At 65.0% G+C, this 22,482-nt stretch carries 22 protein-coding genes and 2 tRNA genes; 1 reads left to right on the plus strand and 23 read right to left on the minus strand.

Annotated features, from left to right (window positions below; all coding sequences use genetic code 11):
- The first annotated feature begins 43 nt into the window (after window positions 1-43).
- Window positions 44-703 carry a LysE family translocator gene (locus P7L68_RS17615; RefSeq protein ID WP_372000313.1) on the plus strand — a complete coding sequence of 220 codons (660 nt, stop codon included), beginning with the start codon at window positions 44-46 and terminating at the stop codon, window positions 701-703.
- An 8-nt stretch (window positions 704-711) separates the two neighbouring features.
- Here the strand turns inward: P7L68_RS17615 and P7L68_RS17620 are convergent, their stop codons facing one another.
- The 23 genes from P7L68_RS17620 to P7L68_RS17730 form a co-directional block, all read right to left on the minus strand.
- On the minus strand, window positions 712-951 hold the full coding sequence (locus P7L68_RS17620) for a DUF1467 family protein (RefSeq protein ID WP_372000315.1): 240 nt from the start codon (window positions 949-951) through the stop codon (window positions 712-714).
- A gap of 104 nt (window positions 952-1,055) precedes the next feature.
- Window positions 1,056-1,460, minus strand: a complete 405-nt coding sequence (gene mce / locus P7L68_RS17625; protein WP_372000317.1) for a methylmalonyl-CoA epimerase — start codon at window positions 1,458-1,460, stop codon at window positions 1,056-1,058.
- A gap of 153 nt (window positions 1,461-1,613) precedes the next feature.
- The gene (locus tag P7L68_RS17630) at window positions 1,614-3,314 is read right to left on the minus strand and encodes a ribonuclease J (RefSeq protein ID WP_372000319.1); all 1,701 of its coding nucleotides are present in this window, start codon (window positions 3,312-3,314) and stop codon (window positions 1,614-1,616) included.
- Window positions 3,311-4,090, minus strand: a complete 780-nt coding sequence (locus P7L68_RS17635; protein ID WP_372000320.1) for a type III pantothenate kinase — start codon at window positions 4,088-4,090, stop codon at window positions 3,311-3,313. Before P7L68_RS17635 ends, P7L68_RS17630 begins: the two co-directional genes overlap by 4 nt.
- Before the next feature lie 28 nt (window positions 4,091-4,118).
- On the minus strand, window positions 4,119-4,931 hold the full coding sequence (locus P7L68_RS17640; protein ID WP_372000322.1) for a biotin--[acetyl-CoA-carboxylase] ligase: 813 nt from the start codon (window positions 4,929-4,931) through the stop codon (window positions 4,119-4,121).
- Window positions 4,928-6,373, minus strand: coding sequence for an NADH-quinone oxidoreductase subunit NuoN (gene nuoN / locus P7L68_RS17645; protein WP_372000323.1), 1,446 nt, complete (start codon window positions 6,371-6,373; stop codon window positions 4,928-4,930). The genes P7L68_RS17640 and nuoN overlap by 4 nt, the downstream gene beginning before the upstream one ends.
- 21 nt (window positions 6,374-6,394) lie before the next feature.
- Entirely contained in the window at window positions 6,395-7,918 is a 1,524-nt protein-coding gene (locus tag P7L68_RS17650) for an NADH-quinone oxidoreductase subunit M (RefSeq protein ID WP_372000324.1), read from the minus strand.
- Complete coding sequence (nuoL, locus tag P7L68_RS17655; RefSeq protein WP_372000326.1) at window positions 7,918-9,849, minus strand: NADH-quinone oxidoreductase subunit L; 1,932 nt, start codon at window positions 9,847-9,849, stop codon at window positions 7,918-7,920. Before nuoL ends, P7L68_RS17650 begins: the two co-directional genes overlap by 1 nt.
- A 7-nt stretch (window positions 9,850-9,856) precedes the next feature.
- Window positions 9,857-10,165 (minus strand): NADH-quinone oxidoreductase subunit NuoK, encoded by a 309-nt coding sequence (gene nuoK / locus P7L68_RS17660; RefSeq protein ID WP_014745484.1) that lies wholly within the window; start codon window positions 10,163-10,165, stop codon window positions 9,857-9,859.
- Window positions 10,165-10,779 carry an NADH-quinone oxidoreductase subunit J gene (locus P7L68_RS17665; RefSeq protein ID WP_372000328.1) on the minus strand — a complete coding sequence of 205 codons (615 nt, stop codon included), beginning with the start codon at window positions 10,777-10,779 and terminating at the stop codon, window positions 10,165-10,167. The genes nuoK and P7L68_RS17665 overlap by 1 nt, the downstream gene beginning before the upstream one ends.
- A gap of 107 nt (window positions 10,780-10,886) precedes the next feature.
- Window positions 10,887-11,375: an NADH-quinone oxidoreductase subunit NuoI gene (gene nuoI, locus P7L68_RS17670; protein ID WP_062761416.1), complete on the minus strand. Its 489-nt coding sequence runs from the start codon at window positions 11,373-11,375 to the stop codon at window positions 10,887-10,889.
- A gap of 152 nt (window positions 11,376-11,527) precedes the next feature.
- Complete coding sequence (gene nuoH / locus P7L68_RS17675; RefSeq protein ID WP_372000329.1) at window positions 11,528-12,541, minus strand: NADH-quinone oxidoreductase subunit NuoH; 1,014 nt, start codon at window positions 12,539-12,541, stop codon at window positions 11,528-11,530.
- Window positions 12,534-14,612 (minus strand): NADH-quinone oxidoreductase subunit NuoG, encoded by a 2,079-nt coding sequence (nuoG, locus tag P7L68_RS17680; RefSeq protein ID WP_372000331.1) that lies wholly within the window; start codon window positions 14,610-14,612, stop codon window positions 12,534-12,536. The genes nuoH and nuoG overlap by 8 nt, the downstream gene beginning before the upstream one ends.
- Window positions 14,613-14,622: 10 nt before the next feature.
- Window positions 14,623-15,903, minus strand: coding sequence for an NADH-quinone oxidoreductase subunit NuoF (gene nuoF, locus P7L68_RS17685; protein WP_372000333.1), 1,281 nt, complete (start codon window positions 15,901-15,903; stop codon window positions 14,623-14,625).
- Window positions 15,893-16,519, minus strand: a complete 627-nt coding sequence (gene nuoE / locus P7L68_RS17690) for an NADH-quinone oxidoreductase subunit NuoE (protein WP_372000335.1) — start codon at window positions 16,517-16,519, stop codon at window positions 15,893-15,895. The genes nuoF and nuoE overlap by 11 nt, the downstream gene beginning before the upstream one ends.
- Before the next feature lie 14 nt (window positions 16,520-16,533).
- Complete coding sequence (locus P7L68_RS17695; protein WP_372000336.1) at window positions 16,534-17,718, minus strand: NADH-quinone oxidoreductase subunit D; 1,185 nt, start codon at window positions 17,716-17,718, stop codon at window positions 16,534-16,536.
- Window positions 17,718-18,341 carry an NADH-quinone oxidoreductase subunit C gene (locus tag P7L68_RS17700; RefSeq protein ID WP_372000338.1) on the minus strand — a complete coding sequence of 208 codons (624 nt, stop codon included), beginning with the start codon at window positions 18,339-18,341 and terminating at the stop codon, window positions 17,718-17,720. The genes P7L68_RS17695 and P7L68_RS17700 overlap by 1 nt, the downstream gene beginning before the upstream one ends.
- Window positions 18,342-18,440: 99 nt before the next feature.
- Entirely contained in the window at window positions 18,441-18,965 is a 525-nt protein-coding gene (locus P7L68_RS17705; protein WP_086015164.1) for an NADH-quinone oxidoreductase subunit B family protein, read from the minus strand.
- 29 nt (window positions 18,966-18,994) lie between these two features.
- The gene (locus tag P7L68_RS17710) at window positions 18,995-19,360 is read right to left on the minus strand and encodes an NADH-quinone oxidoreductase subunit A (RefSeq protein ID WP_062761420.1); all 366 of its coding nucleotides are present in this window, start codon (window positions 19,358-19,360) and stop codon (window positions 18,995-18,997) included.
- Window positions 19,361-19,842: 482 nt separating this feature from the next.
- Window positions 19,843-19,919, minus strand: a tRNA-Asp gene (locus P7L68_RS17715).
- Window positions 19,920-19,988: 69 nt separating this feature from the next.
- Window positions 19,989-21,542, minus strand: a complete 1,554-nt coding sequence (locus P7L68_RS17720; protein WP_372000340.1) for a flavin-containing monooxygenase — start codon at window positions 21,540-21,542, stop codon at window positions 19,989-19,991.
- A 171-nt stretch (window positions 21,543-21,713) separates the two neighbouring features.
- Window positions 21,714-21,790: transfer RNA gene (locus P7L68_RS17725), tRNA-Val, on the minus strand.
- A gap of 310 nt (window positions 21,791-22,100) precedes the next feature.
- Window positions 22,101-22,376 carry an HU family DNA-binding protein gene (locus P7L68_RS17730; RefSeq protein WP_014745496.1) on the minus strand — a complete coding sequence of 92 codons (276 nt, stop codon included), beginning with the start codon at window positions 22,374-22,376 and terminating at the stop codon, window positions 22,101-22,103.
- Window positions 22,377-22,482: the final 106 nt, after the last annotated feature.

A 22,482-nucleotide genomic window follows, 5' to 3' on the forward strand; every position in this document is an offset into this window, starting at 1 on the left:
TGCCCGATCATGACCAGCGGTTTCCTCGACGGATGAGCGTCCCATGGTCAGCAACACACTGCCCGACGGCCTGTTCCTGGCCTGGGCTGCGATCTTTGGCATCGGCATGCTTGGGGCGATGTCGCCCGGCCCCAATCTGATCATCACCATGCGCACCACCCTCAGCCGCGGTCGTGCCCATGGCTTCGCGGTGGCAGCCGGCCTTGCCTGCGGCAACGCCGTGCACGCCACATTCGGCCTTGTCGGCATCACGGTGCTGATCGCCAACACGCCCTGGGCCTATGATGTGCTGCGTTGGGCGGGGGCCGCCTTTCTGATCTGGATCGGCGGCAAGGCCCTGTTCTCGCGCCACTCCCCGATCGTGGCTGCCGGGATGGCCGCCGATACGGCCATCGAACCGCGCAGCTACCGAGCCTCGATGATGGCCGGCTTCGCAACCAACCTGCTGAACCCCAAGGTGTCGATCTTCTTCCTGGCGCTGTTCACCCAGATCATCGACCCGGCAACGCCCGAGCCGGTGAAGATCCTCTACGGCGTTACGATGGTCGCCGTCGAACTGCTCTGGTTCGGCAGTGTCGCCTGCTTCATCGGCAGCCCCGGGATCCGCCATCGCCTGCTGCGGATCGGCCCCTGGATCGATCGCCTGACCGGCGGGGTGCTGATGACTCTGGGGCTGCGGCTGGCACTGGTGCGGGGCGTCTGAGCCCGCCTCTACTGCACCAGGCCGGCCAGCATGCCTGAACGGATCAGTTGATCAATGCCGTAGGTAACGGCAACGGCCACCAGGCTGGTGATCCCCGCCTTGATCAACATGCGCGGGTTGCGTGGCGCGCCCGAAGCTTCGGCGTGCTCGTCCTTCCGGTCGTGTCGCACCCCGATCGGCAGGACCATGAAGAACAACAGCCACCAGACGATGACATAGACCAGGGCGGCGGTGAACCAGCTCTGCATCGGGCGAGGGCTCCCGTATGTGCAAGGACCATGACGCACGACGCCCGCCGGGCGCATCTGACCGGCGGGCGTCGCAAAAGACCCGGATCTGACCGGACGACCGCTCAGACCTGCTCCAGCTCGACCAGCGTGCCGTTGGTGTCCTTGGGATGGAGGAACAGGATCGGCTTGTCATGGGCCCCGATCTTCGGCTCGCCATCACCCAGCACCCGCATGCCGTCGGCTTTCAGCTTGTCGCGCGCGGCATAGATGTCCTCGACCTCGTAGCAGACATGGTGCACGCCACCGGTGGGGTTGCGCTCCAGAAACTTGGCCACCGGGCTGTTCTCGCCCAGCGGATGCAGCAATTCGATCGCGGTGTTGTCGAGACGCACGAAGACCGTGGTCACGCCATGGGCCGGCTGGTCCTTGGCGGCCGAGACGGTGGCGCCGAAGGTGTTCCGGTACAGGTTCGCCGCTGCCTCGATGTCGGGGACGACGATGGCCACGTGGTTGAGGCGTCCGATCATCGGCTCTTTGTCTCCTCACGATGGGGCCGGACCCGCATGCCGGCACCCGTTCTTGCTGTTGATTGTACCCGGTGGTCTCCCGCACCGTCGGGGCGGATGTTGCGTTGCGGTGGCCGCATTGCGTCCTGTCGGCTCGCAACGCAACATCATGACCTAGATTCTCACGACATGCACGTCGATCAAGGGCTTCTTACCCCGTCGGGTCCGAAGCCGGCGGCGCAGCGCCAGGCGGGCGACTTCGTGGATGCGCTCGTCCTTCAGCACCTCATCGTCGTCCAGCCCGTCGATCGCCTCGGCCAGATCCTCCACCAGATCGGCGGCAAGGCTGTCCTCGGCATCATCGGGGTCAACCAGGCCGGGCAGCGCCACTCTGGGGTCAACCTTCAACTCGCCATACTGATCGACGACCACGGTGGCGAAGGCGGCCCCTTCGTAGAGCATGCGTTTGCGGGCACGGATCACCTCGCCATCTGCCGGCAGTATCTCCGTGCCGTCCGCGACGAGATAACCACTCGCGATCCTGGCGACGCGCCCCGGCGTCCCCGGTGCCAGGCGGATCAACGCACCGTTCTCCACCGTCACCGCCTCAGGGACCTGAAGGCTGCGGGCCAGGGCGACGTGCTCGATCAGATGGCGCGGCTCGCCATGCACGGGCACGGCGATACGTGGTTTCACCCAACGATACATCCGTGCCAGCTCGTCGCGGCCGCCATGGCCCGAGACGTGGATGTCGGCATCCTTCTCGGTGATCACCTCGGCGCCCTGACGGGCCAGCTGGTTCAGCAGCCGGCCGATCTTGCGTTCATTGCCGGGGATCTGGCGTGACGAGAGCAGAACCGTATCGCCCTCGCGCAGATCCGCAGCCGGATGCTCCCCGCGGGCAATGCGGGCCAGTGCCGCATTGGGCTCGCCCTGGCAGCCGGTCACCAGATAAAGCAGACGCTCCGCCGGCAGCCGGCCGGCCTCGCGATCGCTGGCCAGAAGATCGGCAATGTCGAGATAGCCGGTCTCGGTCGCGGCCCGAATCATACGGTCGAGCCCGCGGCCCAGCACCACGACCTTGCGCCCGGCATCGGCCGCGGCTTTGACCACCGTCTCGACCCGGGCGATGTTGGAGGCAAACGTCGCCACGAAGACCTGGCCCTTACGGCCCTTGACCAGATCTCCGAGCTTCGCGCGCACATCGGCTTCCGACCCCGCATCCGCTTCACGGAACACGTTGGTCGAGTCGCAGACCATGGCGAGGACGCCTTCCTCGCCGATCTCACGCAGCCGGTCCTCGTCGGTCACGTCGCCGACCAGGGGTTCAGGATCGATCTTCCAGTCGCCGGTATGCATCACCGTGCCGAAGGGCGTGCGGATCGCGATCGCGTTCGGTTCGGGGATGGAATGGGTCAGCGACACGAATTCCATGTCGAACGGCCCCAGTTGCAGGCGGCCGCCGAGTGGAATCTCGGTAATGTCGATCTCGCGCTCCGAAACGCCGGATTCCTTCAGCTTGGCACGCACCACGGCGGCGGCGAAAGGCGTGGCGTAGATCGGCAGCCGGAGCCGCCGCCAGAGATATGGAACCGCGCCCAGATGATCCTCGTGGGCGTGGGTCAGCACGATCGCCGCGATCGCGTCGCGCCGGGCCTCAAGGAATGCAATGTCGGGCAGGACGACATCGACACCGGGCAGCCGGTCATCGGCGAAGCCCAGGCCGAAATCGACCACCACCCAGGTGCCGCGGCAGCCATAGAGATTGAGATTCATCCCGATCTCGTTGGCCCCACCCAGCGGCAGAAACAGCAATTCCTCGCCCGGCTCGATCCTCACGGTCGGGGGTAGCGCGTCATCCTTCTGTCGTGTCATGCCTTCTCGGAAATGTTGAGCCGGTGGATTTCCAGCAGGCCGACCAGGGTGATATCCGGGTCGGCATGCTGGATCGCATCGGTCGCGTTGAAGAAGATGGGGGCGAGACCGCCAGTGGCGATCACCGTCATCGGCTTGCCGTATTCATCGACGATCCGGCGCACCAGACCCTCGATCAGCCCGACATACCCCCAGAAGACGCCGGCCTGCATTGCCGGCACGGTATCCTTGCCGATGACCTTCTCCGTGCGTTCCACGGCGATCCTCGGCAGTTTCGCGGCGGCGCGGTGCAGCGCCTCCATTGACAGGTTGATGCCCGGCGCGATCACGCCACCCTGATAGGAGCCGTCGGCACCAACCACGTCGAACGTCGTGGCGGTGCCGAAGTCGATCACGATCAGGTCGCCACCATAGATCTTGTGGGCGGCGATGGCATTCACCAGGCGGTCCGCGCCCACTTCGCGCGGACGATCCATATCGATCCGAAGCCCGAGATTGACCTCAGGATCGCCGATCATCATCGGCTCGGACCGGAAATACTTCAGACACAGCTGCCGGAGCGAAAACTTGGTCTGCGGCACCACCGACGAGATGATCACCGCATGGATGTCGTCGACGGTCAGCCCTTCCAGCGCAAACAGCTGCAGCAGCCAGACAGCATATTCATCCGCCGTGCGCCGGCCATCGGTGCTCGCCCGCCATTGCCCGCGCCAGCCATCGCCGTCATGAACCGCAAACACCGTGTTGGTGTTGCCGACATCGATGGTGAGCAGCATGGGCGTCGTCCTTCCCGTGTCATATCGTTCATGCGCCGCCCGTTACCGGCGGTTTCGCAAATACCACCTCGCCGGCTGCCAGCCGGCGGATGCTGCCATCCGGCTGTGTGAGCAACAGCGATCCGTCTTCATCGATGCCGTCAAACCGACCGGTCACCGGCGTTGTGCCATAGCGCACGGTCGCCGTCTGTCCGATGCCATAGGCTGCCGCCAGCCAATCTTCCCTGATGGCCGCCAGGCCGCCCCGCATCCAGGCCGCACGACGGTTGAGGAAGGCGGGGCCGAACGCCTCCACAAGATCCCGAACCATGAGATGGTGTGCGCCGGGCTGTTCTGCCAGCACGATCGGCGGAAACACACCATCGGTCGGCCCGGGATGCACCCGGATATTGGCGCCGATGCCCGCGATCACATAAAGGCCGCGGGCGTCCTCGCCACTCTCCAGCAGGGTGCCGCTCAGCTTGCCGACGGTCCCCTCGCCCGCCAGCAGCAGGTCGTTCGGCCATTTGACCGCCGGGCGCAGGGCGGCACCGGCGGGCAGGATCGCCCCGACGGCATCCGCCATCGCCAGTCCCGAGACGAGAGAAAGCTGCGCCGCAAGTCCGATCGGAACCTGCGGGCGCAGCAGAAGGCTCATATACAGATTGCCGGTCGGTGACAGCCATTGGCGGCCCTGGCGACCGCGCCCCGACGTCTGTCGGGACGCGATGACCAGGGTGCCATCCGGCGCGCCGGCCTCGGCCAGGCGGCGCGCTTCGAGGTTGGTGCTTTCCACCTCGTCCAACGCCACCACCGTGAAGGCCGGCGGCAGTTCCGGCACGCCGTCTGCAACCGCGGTCACGGCATCAGCGCCGCTGCGGCCTGCCCGGCATAGTCGAGCAGCAGGCCCGGCCAGATGAAGTAGAGCATCGTAAAGGCAAAGCTGACACCCAGCGTCACCGTCAGGCCGGGGCTGACACCCCGGTCCAGCGCCTCGGCCGGCTCGTCGAAATACATGACCTTCACGACGCGCAGATAGTAGAAGGCGCTCACCACGCTGGATGCCACGCCGATCACCGCGAGGACGATGAAGCCGGCATCCACCGCCGCACGGAAGACGAACAGCTTACCGATGAAGCCTGCCAGCGGCGGAATGCCCGCCAGAGAGAACATCATCGCACCCATGACGAAGGCGAGCACCGGCCGCGAGCGCGACAGGCCGGCCAGATCAGCGATCTCTTCAACCATGCGGCCCTGGCGGCGCATGACCAGCACGATCGAGAAAGTGCCGAGCGTCATGAACAGGTAGATCGCCATATAGGCGGCAACGCCACGGAAGCCGTCCGCCGTGCCGGCGGTAAGGCCGACCAGGGCATAGCCGACATGGCCGATGGAGCTGTAGGCGAGCAGCCGCTTGACATTGGTCTGACCGATGGCCGCGAAGGCCGCCAGCACCATCGAGGCCACAGAGATGAACCAGGTGATCTGCTGCCAGCTCTGGACCAGGCCGCCGAACGGCTCGGCCAGCACACGGATCAGCAGGCCCATCGCCGCAATCTTAGGCGCCATGGCGAAGAAGGCCGACACGCTGGTCGGCGCGCCTTCATAGACGTCGGGCGTCCACATGTGGAACGGCACCGCCGAGATCTTAAAGGCGAGACCGACCAGGATGAAGACCAGGCCCACCAGCACGCCCAGCGAGGGCTGGCCCTGCAGGCTCTGCGCCAGGGCTTCGAAGCTGGTCGAACCGGCGAAGCCGTAGATCAGGCTGCAGCCATAGAGCAGCATGCCCGAGGACAGCGCCCCCAGAACGAAATACTTCAGACCCGCCTCGGTCGAGCGCACGCTGTCACGCTTGAAGGCGGCGAGCACGTAGAGCGACAGGCTCTGCAGCTCCAGGCCCATATAGAGCGCGATCAGGTCATTCGACGAGATCATCATCATCATGCCGACCGTAGCGAGCACGATCAGCAGCGGATATTCGAAGCGCACCACGCCTTCGCGGACGAGGTAGTCGCGGGCCATGATCAGCGAGAAGATCGACGCGATCAGCACCAGCACCTTCATGAAGGCCCCGAAGCTGTCGGTCACGAACATGCCGTTGAAGGTCACCGCCCGCCCCTCGGGGCCGGTGACGATCAGCACGGCAGCAATGGCGAAGCCGATGCCGGCCAGCCAGGACAGCAGGCCGGTGGCCTTGTCCTTGCCCGAAAAGACGCCGACGACGACGAGGGCAAGGGCCAGCGCTGCGAGCCAGAGCTCGGGCAGCGCCGGGGCGAGATCGGGAAGAGGATAGGACGTCATCTTGTGCCTCGATGCCTCTCGTCAGCGCTGTGCGAGCTGGTTCACGGTGTCGAGCACCATGGCGGCCTTCTCGACCTGAACCTGGGTGAGCAGGTTGGCGACCGAGGCGCGGATCGGCTCGAGGAAGGTCTCGGGATAGATGCCCATCCAGAGGGTGAGCACCACCAGCGGCGCAAAGGCCAGGACTTCACGACGGTTCATGTCGAGAATGCCCTTCAGATCCTCGCGGACCAGCTCGCCGAACACCACCCGACGGTAGAGCCACAGCATGTAGCAGGCGCCCAGGATCACGCCGGAGGCGGCAACGAAGGCAACCCAGGTATTGGCCTGGAAGGCGCCGACCAGAACCAGGAACTCGCCCACGAAACCCGAGGTGCCGGGCAGGCCGATCGAGGCCATGGTGAAAAACAGGAAGATCAGCGCATAGCCGGGCATCCGGTTCACCAGGCCGCCATACCGGTCGATATCGCGGGTGTGCATGCGGTCGTAGACAACGCCCACGCAGAGGAACAGCGCGCCGGAAACAAGCCCGTGGCTGAGCATCTGAATGATCGAGCCTTCGATGCCCTGGGTGTTGAAGGTGTAGATGCCGATGGTCACGAAGCCCATATGGGCTACCGAGCTGTAGGCGATCAGCTTCTTCATGTCGCCCTGCACCAGCGCCACCAGCGAGGTGTAGACCACGGCCACCATCGAGAGGCCGAAGATCAGCGGTGCGAAATACTGGCTCGCATCGGGCAGCATCGGCAGGCTGAACCGCAGGAAGCCGTAGCCGCCGACCTTCAGCAGGATGCCCGCCAGCAGCACCGAACCGGCGGTCGGCGCCTCGACATGGGCGTCCGGCAGCCAGGTGTGCACCGGCCACATCGGCATCTTCACCGCAAACGAGGCGAACATCGCCAGCCACAGGAAGATCTGCGCCTCACGGCCGAAGGGCGTCGCCATCAGGGTCGGGATGTCGGTGGTGCCGGCCTGGAAGTACATGTAGAGCAGCGCCACCAGCATCAGCACCGAGCCGAGCATGGTGTAGAGGAAGAACTTGAAGGACGCGTAGATCCGCCGCTTGCCGCCCCAGATACCAATGATCAGGAACAGCGGGATCAGCATCGCCTCAAAGAAGAAGTAGAAGAGGACGAAGTCGAGGGCAACGAAGGAGCCGATGATCAGCGTTTCCATGGCGAGGAACGCGATCATGTATTCCTTCACCCGCCTGGTGATCGATTCCCAGCTCGCCAGCACGCAGATCGGGATCAGCAGGGTGGTGAGCAGAACGAACCAGAGAGAGATGCCGTCGATGCCGAGATGGTAGTCGATCCCGTAGCCCGGGAACCACTCCGCCTTCTCGACGAACTGGAAGGCAGCGGTCGAGCTGTCGAAGCCCGTCCACAGCAGCAGGGAGATCAGGAAGGTGATGACGCTCGTCCACAGCGCGACGCTGCGGGCGTTGCGGGCCACGGTCGCCTCGTCCCCACGGATCAGCAGGATGAAACCCGCGCCGATCAGCGGCAGGAAGACGACCGTTGAGAGAAGCGGCCAATCCGTCATCACCAGCCGGCCTCCAGACCGAAGAAGAAGTAGGACACGATCAGCGCGAGACCGATGAGCATGGCAAAGGCGTAGTGGTAGACGTAGCCGGACTGCAGGCGCCCGGCACGCCGCGCCAGATCGACCGACACCGCGGCGATGCCGTCGGGGCCGAGGCCGTCGATGATCTTGCGATCACCGGTCTGCCAGAACAGGCGACCGATCCAGAGCGAAGGCCGCACGAAGATCGCGTCGTAGAGTTCGTCGAAATACCACTTGTTGAGCAGGAACTTGTGCAGCCCCGAGAAGTCGCGGGCAATCTTGCCCGGCAGATCGGGCCGGCGGATGTAGAGGAACCAGGCCAGCGCAATGCCACCCACGCTCATCACCAGCGGCAGCAGCTTCACCCAGAGCGGCACGTGATGTGCCTCTTCCAGGATGTTGTGCTCACCCAGCATGGTGATCGCGCCGTTCCAGAAGTGCAGCTCCGGATCGACCATCGGCAGGCCGATATAGCCGGCGACGATCGCGCCCACCGCCAGCGGGAAGAGCGGCGCGGTCATGACCAGCGGGCTTTCGTGGACATGGTCCATGGTGTGCTTGTCGGCGCGCGGCTTGCCATGGAAGGTCATGAACAGCAGGCGCCAGCTGTAGAAGGCGGTCATGAACGCCGCCGCGATACCGAGCCAGAAGGCATAGGCGCCGACACCGGTATGGGCCGCATAGGCGGTCTCGAGGATCATGTCCTTCGAGAAGAAGCCGGCGAAGGGCGGCAGACCGGCAAGCGCCAGAGAGCCGATCCACATGAAGGTGTAGGTGACCGGGATCAGCTTCCAGATGCCGCCCATCCGGCGCATGTCCTGCTCGTCGGACATGGCATGGATGACCGAACCCGCGCCCAGGAAGAGCAGCGCCTTGAAGAAGGCGTGGGTCATCAGATGGAAGATCGCCGCCGGATAGGCGCCGACACCCGCCGCAAAGAACATGTAGCCGAGCTGCGAGCAGGTCGAATAGGCGATGACCCGCTTGATGTCGGTCTGGGTGAGGCCGACCGTCGCCGCGAAGAAGGCGGTCGAGGCGCCGATCACCGTGATCATGTCGCTGGTGAAGCTGGTGAGCTCGAAGACCGGCGACAGGCGCGCGACCATGAACACACCCGCCGTCACCATGGTGGCGGCATGGATGAGGGCCGAAACCGGGGTCGGGCCTTCCATCGCATCCGGCAGCCAGGTGTGCAGGCCAAGCTGCGCCGACTTGCCCATCGCGCCGATGAACAGCAGCACCGCGATGACCTCGATCGTCGGCAGGGTCATGCCGAGAAAGTCGATGCTGGTGCCAGCCACCGAGCCCAGATCGGCGAAGATCGCGTCGAAACCGACCGAACCGGTCACCAGGAACAGCGCGAAGATGCCCAGCGAGAAGCCGAAGTCGCCAACGCGGTTGACCACGAAGGCCTTCATCGCCGCCTTGTTCGCCGAGGGCCGCTTGTACCAGAAGCCGATCAGCAGATACGAGGCCAGACCGACGCCTTCCCAGCCGAAGAACATCTGAACCAGATTGTCGGCCGTCACCAGCGTCAGCATCGCGAAGGTGAACAGCGACAGATAGGCCATGAAGCGCGGCTTGTGGGGGTCATGGCTCATATACCCGATCGAGTAGATATGAACCATGAACGAGACGCCGTTGACCACGATCAGCATGACGGCGGTCAGCGAGTCGATCCGGAGCGCCCAGGAGAAGGCGAGTTCGCCCGAGCGGATCCAGGTGAAGAGGTTGACGGTGGTCGCGTTGCCGCCGACGGCGACATCGAAGAAGGCGACGACGGAGAGCAGCGCGGCCAGGCCGACGGCGCCGGTGGTCACGAGCTGCGACCCCCGATCGCCGATCACACGGCCGAAGAAGCCGGCGACGATCGCCGCCGCGAGCGGAAGCAGGATCAGTGCGACGTACATCGCGGCCTCAGCCCTTCATCAGGTTGATGTCCTCGACCTCGATCGAGCCGCGGTTCCGGAAGTAGACCACGAGCACGGCGAGGCCGATCGCTGCTTCGGCCGCAGCGACGGTAAGGACGAACATCGCGAAAACCTGCCCCACCAGATCCTGGAGCTGGGTCGAGAAAGCGACGAAGTTGATGTTCACCGCAAGCAGCATCAGTTCGATCGACATCAGGATCGTGATGACGTTCTTGCGGTTCAGGAAGATCCCGAAGATCCCGAGGGTGAACAGGATCGCGGCCAGGACCAGATAATGCTCGACGCCGATGCTCATCAGATGCCCTTACCCGTTGGGACCTTCTTGATCTCGACCGACTCTTCGATCGTCCGCGCACTCTGCTTGGCAGGGTCCTGACGGACGACGCCGGGGCGGGTGCGCAGGGTCAGGACGATCGCACCGATCATCGCGACCAGCAGCACAAGACCGGCAGCCTGGAAGAGATAGACATACTTGGTGTAGACAAGCTGGCCCAGCGCCTCGACGTTCGAGACGCCCTCGGGCACGCCGACCGGTGCAGCGAACAGCGGCTGGGATGCATCGGACAGCCCGTAGCTGCCGCCGATGAGCACCAGTTCCGCTGCCAGCACCAGCCCGATCAGCGCGCCGACCGGCAGATATCGCTGAAAGCCTTCGCGGAGCTGGACGAAGTTGATGTCCAGCATCATCACCACGAAGAGGAAGAGCACCGCCACGGCGCCGACATAGACGACGACCAGGATCATCGCCAGGAATTCGGCACCCAGCAGCACGAACAGGCCGGCCGAGTTGAAGAAGGCCAGAATGAGGAACAACACCGAGTGAACCGGGTTTCGGGCGGTGATCACCATCACGCCCGATGCCACCGTCACCGCGGCGAAGAGGTAGAAGGCCAGCGCCTGAAGAACCATTCTCCGCCCTCGTCCGATCTCGTTTCTTGTCGCATGGCACCCGCTGCGGCGGCGGGTCCCTTCAAACCGTCCGCCGGCCCCTCATCGGGGCCGGCGATCTCTTACCGTCAACGGTAGGGGGCAACGTCGGCCAGATTGGCCGCGATTTCCCGTTCCCACCGGTCGCCGTTCGCGAGGAGCCTGGCCTTGTCGTAGAACAGTTCCTCACGCGTCTCGGTCGCGAACTCGAAGTTCGGGCCTTCGACGATCGCATCCACCGGGCACGCCTCCTGGCAGAACCCGCAATAGATGCACTTGGTCATGTCGATATCGTAGCGGGTGGTCCGCCGGCTGCCATCGGCACGCGGCTCCGCCTCGATGGTGATTGCCAGAGCCGGGCAGATCGCCTCGCACAGCTTGCATGCGATGCAGCGCTCTTCGCCGTTGGGATACCGGCGCAGCGCATGTTCACCGCGGAAGCGGGGGCTGATCGGGCCCTTCTCATAGGGGTAGTTCAGCGTCACCTTCGGCTTGAAGAAGTAGCGCAACGTCAGCGCCATGCCCTTCACGATCTCGGTGAGCAGGAATGCGCGTGCGGTCTGGCCGATGGATGCCATCTCAACCTCTCCTCCCCCGTCCGGGACGGCCCGGCATGGACCGGCCCGGATGGCGGGCTTACCTTACTCCGGGAAGCGCGCTTGGCAAGCACGCGTCCCCGCATTCTGGGTCCCCTGCCCGGCCGCCGGCCGGACAGGCTGCATCAGGGGCCTTACTGCCCGGGCAGCCAGCCGAAACCGACCAGCACACCGGCGGTGAGCACCACCCACAGCAGCGAGAACGGCAGGAAGACCTTCCAGCCCAGGCGCATCAGCTGGTCGTAGCGGTAGCGCGGGAACGTGCCACGGATCCAGATGAAGGTGAACAGCAGCAGGAAGATCTTGATCGCGAACCACACCACGCCCGGAATCCAGTTCAGCGGCGCGATGTCGAGCGGGGGCAGCCAGCCGCCGAGGAACAGGATGGTGGTCATCCCGCTCATCAGGATCATGTTGGCGTACTCGCCCAGGAAAAAGAGCGCGAAGGGCATCGACGAGTATTCGACGTTATAGCCCGCGACGAGCTCCGCTTCCGCTTCCGGAAGGTCGAAGGGCAGACGATTGGTCTCGGCCAGTGCCGAGATGAAGAACACGACGAACATCGGGAAGAGCGGGATGGCGAACCACACCGTCTCCTGCGCCCGCACGATCTCCGACAGGTTCAGCGATCCGACGCACAGCAGCACCGTGATGATCACGAGGCCGATCGAGACCTCGTAGGACACCATCTGTGCCGCCGAGCGCAGGGCACCCAGGAAGGCATAGCGCGAGTTCGAGGCCCAGCCGGCGACGATGATGCCGTAGACGCCGAGCGACGAGATCGCAAACAGATAGAGCACGCCGACATTGATGTCGGAAAGCACCCAGCCGTCATCGAAGGGGATCACCGCCCAGGCAACCAGGCTGAGGATAAGGGTCAGCATGGGCGCGAACAGGAACAGGAACCGGTTCGCGCGCGAGGGAATGATGGTTTCCTTGGTCAGCAGCTTCAGCGCGTCAGCGAAGGGCTGAAGCATGCCGAAAGGACCGACGACGTTCGGGCCGCGACGCAGCTGGATATAGCCGATCACGCGGCGCTCCATCAGCGTCAGATAGGCGACCGCGATCAGCAGCGGCAGCACGATGGCCAGAATCTGGGCGACGATGATCACCCCGGGCCAGACATATCCGGAAAAGAACTCAGCCATTGGTGCCGGTCACCTTGTCCTGCTGGAGCGGGTTGCCCGCATAGATCGCGGTGCAGGTCGCCATGGTCTTCGACGCTCGCGAGATCGGGTCGGTCATGTAGTAGTTGGTGACCGACGAGGCGAGCGGCGCCTTGTCCGGAGCGCCGGTCTGGCCAAAGGCACCGCCCAGACCCGCGGGCTCGATACGGTCGATCTTCGCCAGCCGCGGCGCGATCGCCGCCATCCGGGCACGCACGCCAGAGAGGTCGTCATAAGGCAGCGCCTTGCCGAGCACGCCCGAGAGCGCCCGGAGGATCTTCCAGTCCTCGCGCGCCTCGCCCACCGGGAACACTGCCAGATGCGCCCGCTGCGGACGGCCTTCGAGGTTCACGTAGGTCGCGTTCTTTTCGGTATAGGCGGCACCCGGCAGCACCACATCGGCGCGATGCGCGCCGGCGTCGCCGTGATGGCCCTGATAGATCACGAAGGCATCGCCCAGCGCGTCGGTCTGGATCTCGTCGGCACCCAGCAGGAACACCGTGTCGATCTCACCACGGCCGGCCGCAGCCACGATCTCGCGGGTCGAAAGACCGCCCTCGCCCGGCACCAGGCCCAGCTCCATGCCGCCGACGCGGGCAGCCGCGGTCTGCAGGACGTTGAAGCCGTTCCAGCCGTCGCGGACCATGCCGCAACGCTCGGCAACCTTGCGGGCGGCCCCCAGGATCCGGGCGCCATCGGCACGGGTCAACGCCCCCATGCCGACCACGATCATCGGCCGCTCGGCATTGCGCAGCACTTCGGCAAGCGGATCGGCGCCGGACGCGATCGCCTCAAGGCGGGTTGCGTCGTCGCCCAGATCTTCGACCGGCCAGGTCAGCTCAAGCTTCGGCCCGATCGACCAGCCGCGGAAGCCGCCCTTGCGCCAGCGCTTGCGGAAGCGGGCATTGACGAGCGGCGCCTCGCGGCGCGGATCGGTACCGACCAGCAGCACCGCATCGGCCTGTTCGATGCCGGCGATGGTGCTGTTGAACAGCCAGCTGGAACGCTGGGTCGGGTCCAGAGCGGCGCCGTCCTGGCGGCAATCGACATGGACCGTCCCGATCACATCGCGCATCAGATCGCGGAAGGCGGTCATCGCCTCGCAATCGACCAGATCGCCGACGAGACCCGCGACCTTCTTCGGATCACGGCCCGCCAGGCGGGCACGGATCGCCTCGAAGGCCTCATCCCAGCCGGCGGGACGCAGGCGGCCGTTCTCGCGGATATAGGGGCGGTCCAGGCGCTGGCGCTTCAGCCCGTCATAGGCGAAGCGGCTCTTGTCGCCCAGCCACTCCTCGTTCACGTCCTCGTGCAGGCGCGGCAGAATGCGCAGCACCTCGCGGCCGCGGACATCGACGCGGATATTGGCGCCGACCGCGTCGAGCACGTCGATCGATTCGGTCTTCTTCAGCTCCCAGGGGCGGGCGTTGAAGGCATAGGGCTTCGAGGTCAGCGCCCCCACCGGGCACAGGTCGATCATATTGCCCGACAGCTCGGAGCTGAGGGCCTTCTCGACATAGGTGCCGATCTCCATGTGCTCGCCACGACCGGTCGCGCCCATCTCGGGCACACCGGCGATCTCGGTGGCGAAACGCACGCAGCGGGTGCAGTGGATGCAGCGGGTCATCCAGGTCTGGATCAGCGGACCCAGATCCTTGTCCTTCACCGCGCGCTTTTCGTCGTCGTAACGGCTCTGGCCGCGGCCATAGGCCATGGCCTGATCCTGCAGATCGCACTCGCCGCCCTGATCGCAGATCGGGCAGTCGAGCGGATGGTTGATCAGCAGGAACTCCATCACGCCCTCGCGGGCCTTCTTCACCCGCTCGGTGTTGGTGTGGATCACCATCCCGTCGGCGGCCGGCATGGCGCAGGACGCGATCGGCTTGGGCGCCCGCTCCTGCTCGACCAGACACATGCGGCAGTTGCCGGCGATGGACAGGCGCTCGTGATAGCAGAAGCGGGGGATCTCGGCGCCGGCCGCTTCGCAGGCCTGAAGCACGGTCGCCCCGGCGGGCACCTCGACTTCGAGGCCGTCGATGGTCAGTTTAGGCATCGGATCCTCCTCAGGCCGCGCGGGCCGCGTCCCGGGCGGCGCCGAGGCGCCGCTCGAGTTCCGGACGGAAGTGACGGATCAGGCCCTGCACCGGCCACGCCGCGGCATCGCCCAGCGCGCAGATGGTGTGGCCCTCGATCTGGTAGGTCACCTGTTCCAGCCGGTCGATCTCGGCGACGGTCGCCTGGCCCTTGACCATGCGGTCCATGGTCCGCCAGAGCCAGCCGGTGCCTTCACGGCAGGGCGTGCACTGGCCGCAGCTCTCATGCATGTAGAACTTCGACAGCCGGGCGATGGCGCGGACCACATCGGTCGACTTGTCCATCACGATCACCGCAGCAGTGCCAAGGCCGGACCTGACCGCACGCAGGCTGTCGAAGTCCATCAGCACATCGTCGCAGATCGACTTCGGCAGCAGCGGCACCGAAGAACCGCCGGGGATAATGGCCAGCAGGTTGTCCCAGCCGCCGCGCACGCCACCGGCATGACGTTCGATGAGCTCCTTCAGCGGGATGCCCATCTCTTCCTCGATGTTGCACGGCTTGTTCACATGGCCGGAAATCGAGAAGATCTTGGTGCCGGTGTTGTTCTCGCGGCCGAGGCCGGCGAACCAGGCGGCACTGCGGCGCAGGATGGTCGGCGCCACCGCGATGCTCTCGACGTTGTTCACCGTGGTCGGGCAGCCGTAGAGGCCGGCCATGGCCGGGAACGGCGGCTTCAGGCGCGGCTGGCCCTTCTTGCCTTCCAGGCTCTCGATCAGCGCGGTTTCTTCGCCGCAGATATAGGCGCCGGCACCCAGATGGATGTAGACGTCGAAGTCATAGCCGGTGCCGCAGGCGTTCTTGCCGATCAGCCCGGCCTCGTAGGCTTCGTCGATCGCGGTCTGCAGCGCCTGGGCCTCGCGGAGGAACTCGCCGCGAATATAGATGTAGGCGGCGACGGCCTTCATCGCGAAACCGGCGATCAGGCAGCCCTCGACCAGCTTGTGCGGGTCGTGGCGCATGATCTCGCGATCCTTGCAGGTGCCGGGCTCGCCTTCATCGGCGTTCACGACCAGATAGGACGGACGCGGATCGTTCTTCGGCATGAAGGACCACTTCACACCGGTCGGAAAGCCCGCGCCACCGCGGCCGCGCAGGCCGCTCGCCTTCATCTCCTGGACGATCCAGTCGGCACCCTTGGCAATGATGTCCTTGGTGCCGTCCCAATCGCCCCGACGGCGCGCGCCGGCCAGACGGAAATCGTCATAGCCGTGGAGATTGGTGAAGATGCGATCCTGATCACGCAGCATCGTTGCCTCCTGCGGTCCCGGGTACGGCCTGGGTCGCCGACGGCTGCCAGCCCTCGGGCTCAGAGCCCCTGCGGCGGCCGGTCTGCGGACCGGGCTTCGGCGTCTCGCCACGCTTCAGCGCTTCGAGCACCCGCACGGTCAGCTCCGCGTCCAGGTCCTCGTAATAGTCGTCGCCGATCTGCATCATCGGGGCGTTGGCGCAGGCGCCGAGGCATTCCACCTCTGCAAGCGTGAACAGCCCGTCTTCGGTGGTCTCGCCCACCTCGATGCCGAGATGCTTCTTACACGCGCCCAGCACCTCGTCGGAGCCACGCAGCCAGCACGGCGTCGTGGTGCAGACCTGGACGTGGTGCCGGCCGATCGGCTTCAGATTGTACATAGTGTAGAAGGTCGCGACCTCGTACACGCGGATCGGCGGCATGCCCAGAAGGTCGGCGACGTAATCCATGGCCACCCGCGGCAGCCAGCCGCCACCCTGGCGCTGAGCCAGATCGAGCAGCGGCATCACCGCGCTCTGCTGGCGGCCTTCGGGATACTTCGCGATGATCTTCGCGGCTTGGGCGAGATTCTCTTCCGTGAAGGCGAAGCTCGCAGGCTCGACGTTGGTGTCGCTCACTGGTCCCGGTCCCCTCAACGATCGATCTCGCCGAACACGATGTCCATATTCGCCAGGATGGCGACGGCATCGGCCAGCAGATGGCCCTTCGACATGAAATCCATGGCCGCGATATGGGCAAATCCAGGCGCACGGATCTTGCAGCGATAGGGCTTGTTGGTGCCATCCGACACCAGGTACACGCCGAATTCACCCTTCGGTGCCTCGGTCCCGACATAGACCTCGCCAGCAGGCACCTTGAAGCCCTCGGTGTAGAGCTTGAAGTGATGAATGAGCGCTTCCATGGAGCGCTTCATATCGGCACGGGCCGGCGGCGCCACCTTGCGGTCTTCGGTCCGGTAAGGGCCGTCGGGCATCTGCTGGACGCACTGCCGCACGATCTTGAGCGACTCGCGCACTTCCTTCATGCGGACGTTGTAGCGGTCGTACACATCGCCGTTGCGGCCGACCGGAATGTCGAAGTCCATGCGGTCATAGACGTCGTAAGGCTGCGCCTTGCGCAGGTCCCATGCAACACCCGACCCGCGCAGCATCGGGCCGGTCAGGCCCCAGTCCAGCGCATCTTCGGCCGACAGCACGCCGACATCGACGGTCCGCTGCTTCCAGATGCGGCTGTGGCTCATCAGGTTTTCAAGGTCGTCGAAGCGCTTCGGGAACTCTTCGGTGAACTTCCAGATCTCATCCAGAAGCCCGGCCGGCAGTTCCATCGACACACCGCCGGGACGGAAGTAGTTCGCGTGCAGGCGCGCGCCACAGACCTTGTCGTAGAAGCCCATGATGATCTCGCGATCCTCGAAGCCCCACAGCAGCGGTGTGGTGGCGCCGAGGTCCATGGCGAAGGTCGTCATGTTCAGCAGGTGGTTGGCGATGCGGGTCAGCTCCGCGAACATCACGCGGATATACTGGCCGCGCAGCGGAACCTCAATGCCCGCCAGCTTCTCGACCGCGAGCACATAAGCGTGCTCCTGGTTCATGATCGAGACGTAGTCCAGACGGTCGAAATACGGCAGCGCCTGAAGATAGGTCTTGTACTCGATGAGCTTCTCGGTGCCGCGATGCAGCAGGCCGACATGCGGGTCGGCGCGGGTCACCACCTCGCCGTCCATTTCGAGCACCAGCCGGAGCACACCATGGGCCGCGGGATGCTGCGGCCCGAAGTTGAGCATCATCGGCTTGATGGAAGTTTCGGTCGCCGACATCACTTCGCCCCCTGCTGCGCCTTCTCGTCCCCGGGCAGGACGTATTTCGCACCGTCCCATGGGCTCAGGAAGTCGAACCGGCGGAATTCCTGGGTCAGCTGCACCGGCTCATAAACCACACGCTTCTCGGCCTGGTCATAGCGCACTTCGACATACCCGGTGAGCGGGAAGTCCTTGCGCAGCGGATGTCCCTCGAAGCCGTAATCGGTGAGGATGCGGCGGAGATCCGGATGGTCGGCAAAGAACACGCCATAGAGATCCCAGGTCTCGCGCTCAAACCACAGTGCTGAATTGAACACCGGCACGGCCGACGGGACCGGCGTGTCTTCCGAGGCCGACACGGTCACGCGGATGCGTTGATTGTGCTTGAGGCTGAGCAGGTGATAGACGACGTCGAAGCGCTCTTCACGCTCCGGCCAGTCGACACCGCAGACGTCGATCAGCTGCTTGAACAGGCAGTTGCTGTCGTCGCGCAGGAATGTGAGCGTCCGGATGAGCGATGTCCGGTAGACGCGGACCGTCAGTTCACCCAATGCGACTTTCCAGCCGTCCACTCCGTCGCCGAGTGCTGATGCGACATATGCGCCCAGCTCCCGGAGTGCGTCTTCGTTGACGTTACTCACGGCATCCGCCTTCTCGTGCCTCGACACAAAACCTTGAGCACCGTCCGGTTTTCCGGTCCGATGCCCGCCGCCGCTGTTTTTCGGCCGCGAACGCTGGGATCAGCGCTCGAGCGTACCGGTGCGACGAATCTTCTTCTGAAGCTGCAGCACGCCGTAGACCAGCGCCTCAGCCGTGGGCGGGCAGCCCGGCACGTAGATGTCGACCGGAACGATCCGGTCGCAGCCGCGGACCACCGAGTAGGAATAGTGATAGTAGCCGCCGCCATTGGCGCAGCTGCCCATCGAGATGACGTATTTCGGCTCCGGCATCTGGTCATAGACCTTGCGGAGAGCGGGCGCCATCTTGTTGGTCAGCGTGCCGGCGACGATCATCACGTCGGACTGGCGCGGGCTCGGCCGGAACAGGAAGCCGAACCGGTCGAGGTCGTAGCGCGCTGCCGCGGCGTGCATCATCTCTACCGCGCAGCAGGCCAGACCGAAGGTCATCGGCCAGAGCGAGCCAGTGCGCGCCCAGGTAACGAGTTCGTTCAGGCGCGCCGTGATGAAGCCGTTTTCCTTCAGCTCATCGGTCGCGGCGGCAACCACGCGCTCGGCATCGGCACCGGCGAGGGGGCCATGCCCCATGGCCCCGGCCGAGGCGGTGCGAGGATCGGTCACTCCCATTCCAGCGCCCCCTTCTTCCATTCGTAGATGAAGCCGATGGTCAGCACGCCCAGGAACAGCATCATGGACCAGAAGCCGAACATGCCGATGTCGCCGAGCGACACCGCCCACGGGAACAGGAAGGCGACTTCAAGGTCGAAGATGATGAACAGGATCGCGACCAGATAGAACCGCACGTCGAACTGACCGCGGCTGTCGTCGAACGCGTCGAAGCCGCATTCGTAGGCCGAAAGCTTCTCGGCTTCCGGCCGCTGGGGCGCGATGAAGTAGGAGGCGATCACGATCACCGCGGAGAGACCGGTCGCGATGCCGAGGAAGATTAGGATCGGCAGGTACTCGGCCAGCAAGGTCTGCATGGGCTAGGCTTCCCTCCTGAGGCGGATGCCGGCCGGTGCGGTCTGACCGTCACGGTCGGAACATCGCCGGCGACGCTGCGGGGCAGACCGGCAGACCGTTCCGGCGGGTGCCATGCTGCATGCGCGAAGAGCGCCATACCGCCGGCCACGCCCGATGGTCCGCCACGGGCACCCCCGCGCGGCGGCCTCACTATAGGCGAACGTGCTCGCCAACAAAATCCCCATTTTCAGCCACGAATATGCCCCGGCATCGCAGTGCGGCAAGGCTTGACATCTACGTTGTCACAGGGACTTCGGGCCAAAAACGAACAGGCCCGCACCGACGAAGATCGGGCGGGCCCACAGAGTGCGCATTGACATGCGCGGGTCTTGATGAGGCGGTCCGGCGGTGAGGCCTGACCGTCCGAAGACGTTTCTGCATGCGTGAGCACGCGGATCATACTCTCGACCGATGACGACCTCAGCCGTTTCCGGAAGATCGCTGGCGGGAGTGACGGGACTTGAACCCGCGGCCTCCGGCGTGACAGGCCGGCGCTCTAACCAACTGAGCTACACCCCCTCAGGCGATGCGCGGTGTTTATCCGGTCCGCCCCCCTCTGTCAACGCCTTTCCGCAAGGGGCTCCGATTTCATGTCACGGCATGCTCACGCCGGTCGATGATGGCACCCGCGATGCCTGGCCCCGTCGCCTCCCCGGCATCGGCAAAAAGATACTCGTCCAGGGGGGCGCCGCGCATGTCCCACCAGTAGCGGCTCGCGAAGCTGGACCACTGTGCGGTGATGCGCCCCTCCCCCGTCTTGTACCAGCTGTTGCATCCGGCAGCCCAGACGGTGCGGTCCAGCGCTGCCCTGAGCTTCCGATTATAGCCGCCCATGGCCTCGGGCCGGACATCCATCACCGGACGGCTGCGTCCCTCGCCGGCAAGGCGCTGCAGGCAGCGGACCACATAATCGGCCTGCACCTCGTGCATGAAGATGATCGAATTGTGCCCGAGACTGGTGTTCGGGCCGAACAGCATGAAGAAATTGGGGAAGCCGGCCACCGCCACGCCCCGATGCGCCTCGGCACCGCCGGTCCATGCTTCGTGGAGATCAATGCCGCCCCGGCCGGAGATGCGCATCGGCATCAGGAACTCGGTCGTCCGGAAGCCGGTTGCCCAGATCAGGACGTCCAGCGCATGACGCCCGCCATCCGCCGTCTCCACGCCTTCGGGCGTGATCCGGGTGATGCGGCGGGCAACCACCTCAACGCCTGGCCGCACCAGCGTGTCGTACCAGTCGTTGGACAGAACAATCCGCTTGCAGCCTGCGGGATAATCCGGCGTCAGACGCCGGCGCAGCATCGGATCGGCCACCCTGTCGGCCAGACTGGCCAGAGCCTGGCGTTCAAAGCGACGGCGGGCGAAGCCGTTGCGACCGAAAACCAGAAAGTTCTTCTCCAGAGACAGGAAGATGCCCAGCCGATGCAGACGCAACGCCGCCGGGTACCGGCGGAAACGCATGATCTCAGCCTCGGTATAGGCACGATCCGGCTTGGGAGCGATCCAGGCGGGGCTGCGCTGGAACAGGGTCAGATGTCCCGCCGCCGGCGCTATCTCGGGGATGAACTGAACGGCACTGGATCCATTGCCCACCACGCCGACACGCCGGCCCCCGAGATCGAGACCAGCCGGCCAGCGCGCTGAATGAAACTGCAGACCGGCAAAGCTGTCGCGCCCTGGAATCTCCGGCACGGCGGGCCGATCGAGCTGCCCCACGGCCGAAATCAGCACCTCGGCTTCCAGCCGGCCGCCGCCCGTCAGGTCGATGGTCCAGAGCCCCTGCTGATCGTCGAAGGCCGCAGCCTCAACCTTTGTTCCGAAGCGGATCAGGGGTCGGAGGCCGAAGCGATCGGCAGTCTCTTCCATGTAGGCCAGAATCTCGGGCTGGCGCGCATAGGTACGGCTCCAGTCCGGTTTCAGCGCAAAGGAGAAGGAATAGAGGTGGGAAGGCACGTCACAGCCGGCCCCGGGATAGGTGTTCCGGCGCCAGGTTCCGCCCAGCGCCTCACCTTTTTCCAGGATCGTGACGGCCTTGAAACCCGCCTGACGCAGGCGAATGGCCATACACAATCCCCCGAAGCCCGCGCCGACGATGATGACACGCATGTCGCGCGCCCGCGGCGTTACCGTCCGGTCGTTCATCTCCGCTCTCCCCGTCAGCGGCGGGAACGGCCGGTCTGGCGATCATAATGCGCCGCCATATGTGATCGGGCCGCTCTTTGCCGATTATATGAAATTCGGGATGCGGATTAAACGTTTTAGTTGATGAACCAAACAGCGGTCTGCCGGAGGTTGTGGTTGCCTGGCAGATGATGGTGGGCGATGAGGGGCTCGAACCCCCGACCTTCTCGGTGTAAGCGAGACGCTCTGACCAACTGAGCTAATCGCCCGGCCTAATGCACGGCAGAAGCTTCATCGGCGAACAACGGCCGCCCGCCCCGTCGGGAGGAGCGAACGGCCGCGTCTGATGATCTGCGGTGCCACGAACCGCATCGCGGCGCCATATGGTCGATCCGATCCGCCGGACCCGATGGCGCCGCCGGCATCCGGCGCCTTGAGGGGCGGCGCCCGATGCACAGAAATTCGATGAGGTGCCAGCCTTCTATGCGGCCCGGGTCTGCGAGACCCTGAACGGCACATGCGTGTATTTTTGGGCGGCTGCGGCCGCCTGGGCAGGCTACCGGCGTGATCCAGGCAGGATCAGCCGTTCACGGCGTCCTTCAGGCCCTTGCCGGCGCGGAACTTCGGCTGCTTCGAAGCCGGGATGGTGATGGCTTCGCCGGTCCGCGGATTGCGGCCTTCGCTGGCAGCACGGGTCGCGACATTGAACGTACCGAAGCCGACCAGACGCACCTCGTCATCCGCAGCCAGAGCCGCGGTGATGGCATCGAACACGCCGTCGACGGCCCGGGCCGCGTCGGTCTTGGACAGCCCGGTGCTGTCGGCCACGCGTGCAACGAGATCGTTCTTGTTCACTTCTGAGGCTCCCCTTCTTGGAGTGGCGGTTCGAAAAATCACATCTCGGTGATACGTCGACCAGGGGGGAGTGTAAATCCCCCGGCAGAAGCGCGTCAATCGGCCA

This window comes from Tistrella mobilis (assembly GCF_041468085.1).
In the GTDB taxonomy this organism is placed as follows: Bacteria; Pseudomonadota; Alphaproteobacteria; order Tistrellales; family Tistrellaceae; genus Tistrella; species Tistrella mobilis_A.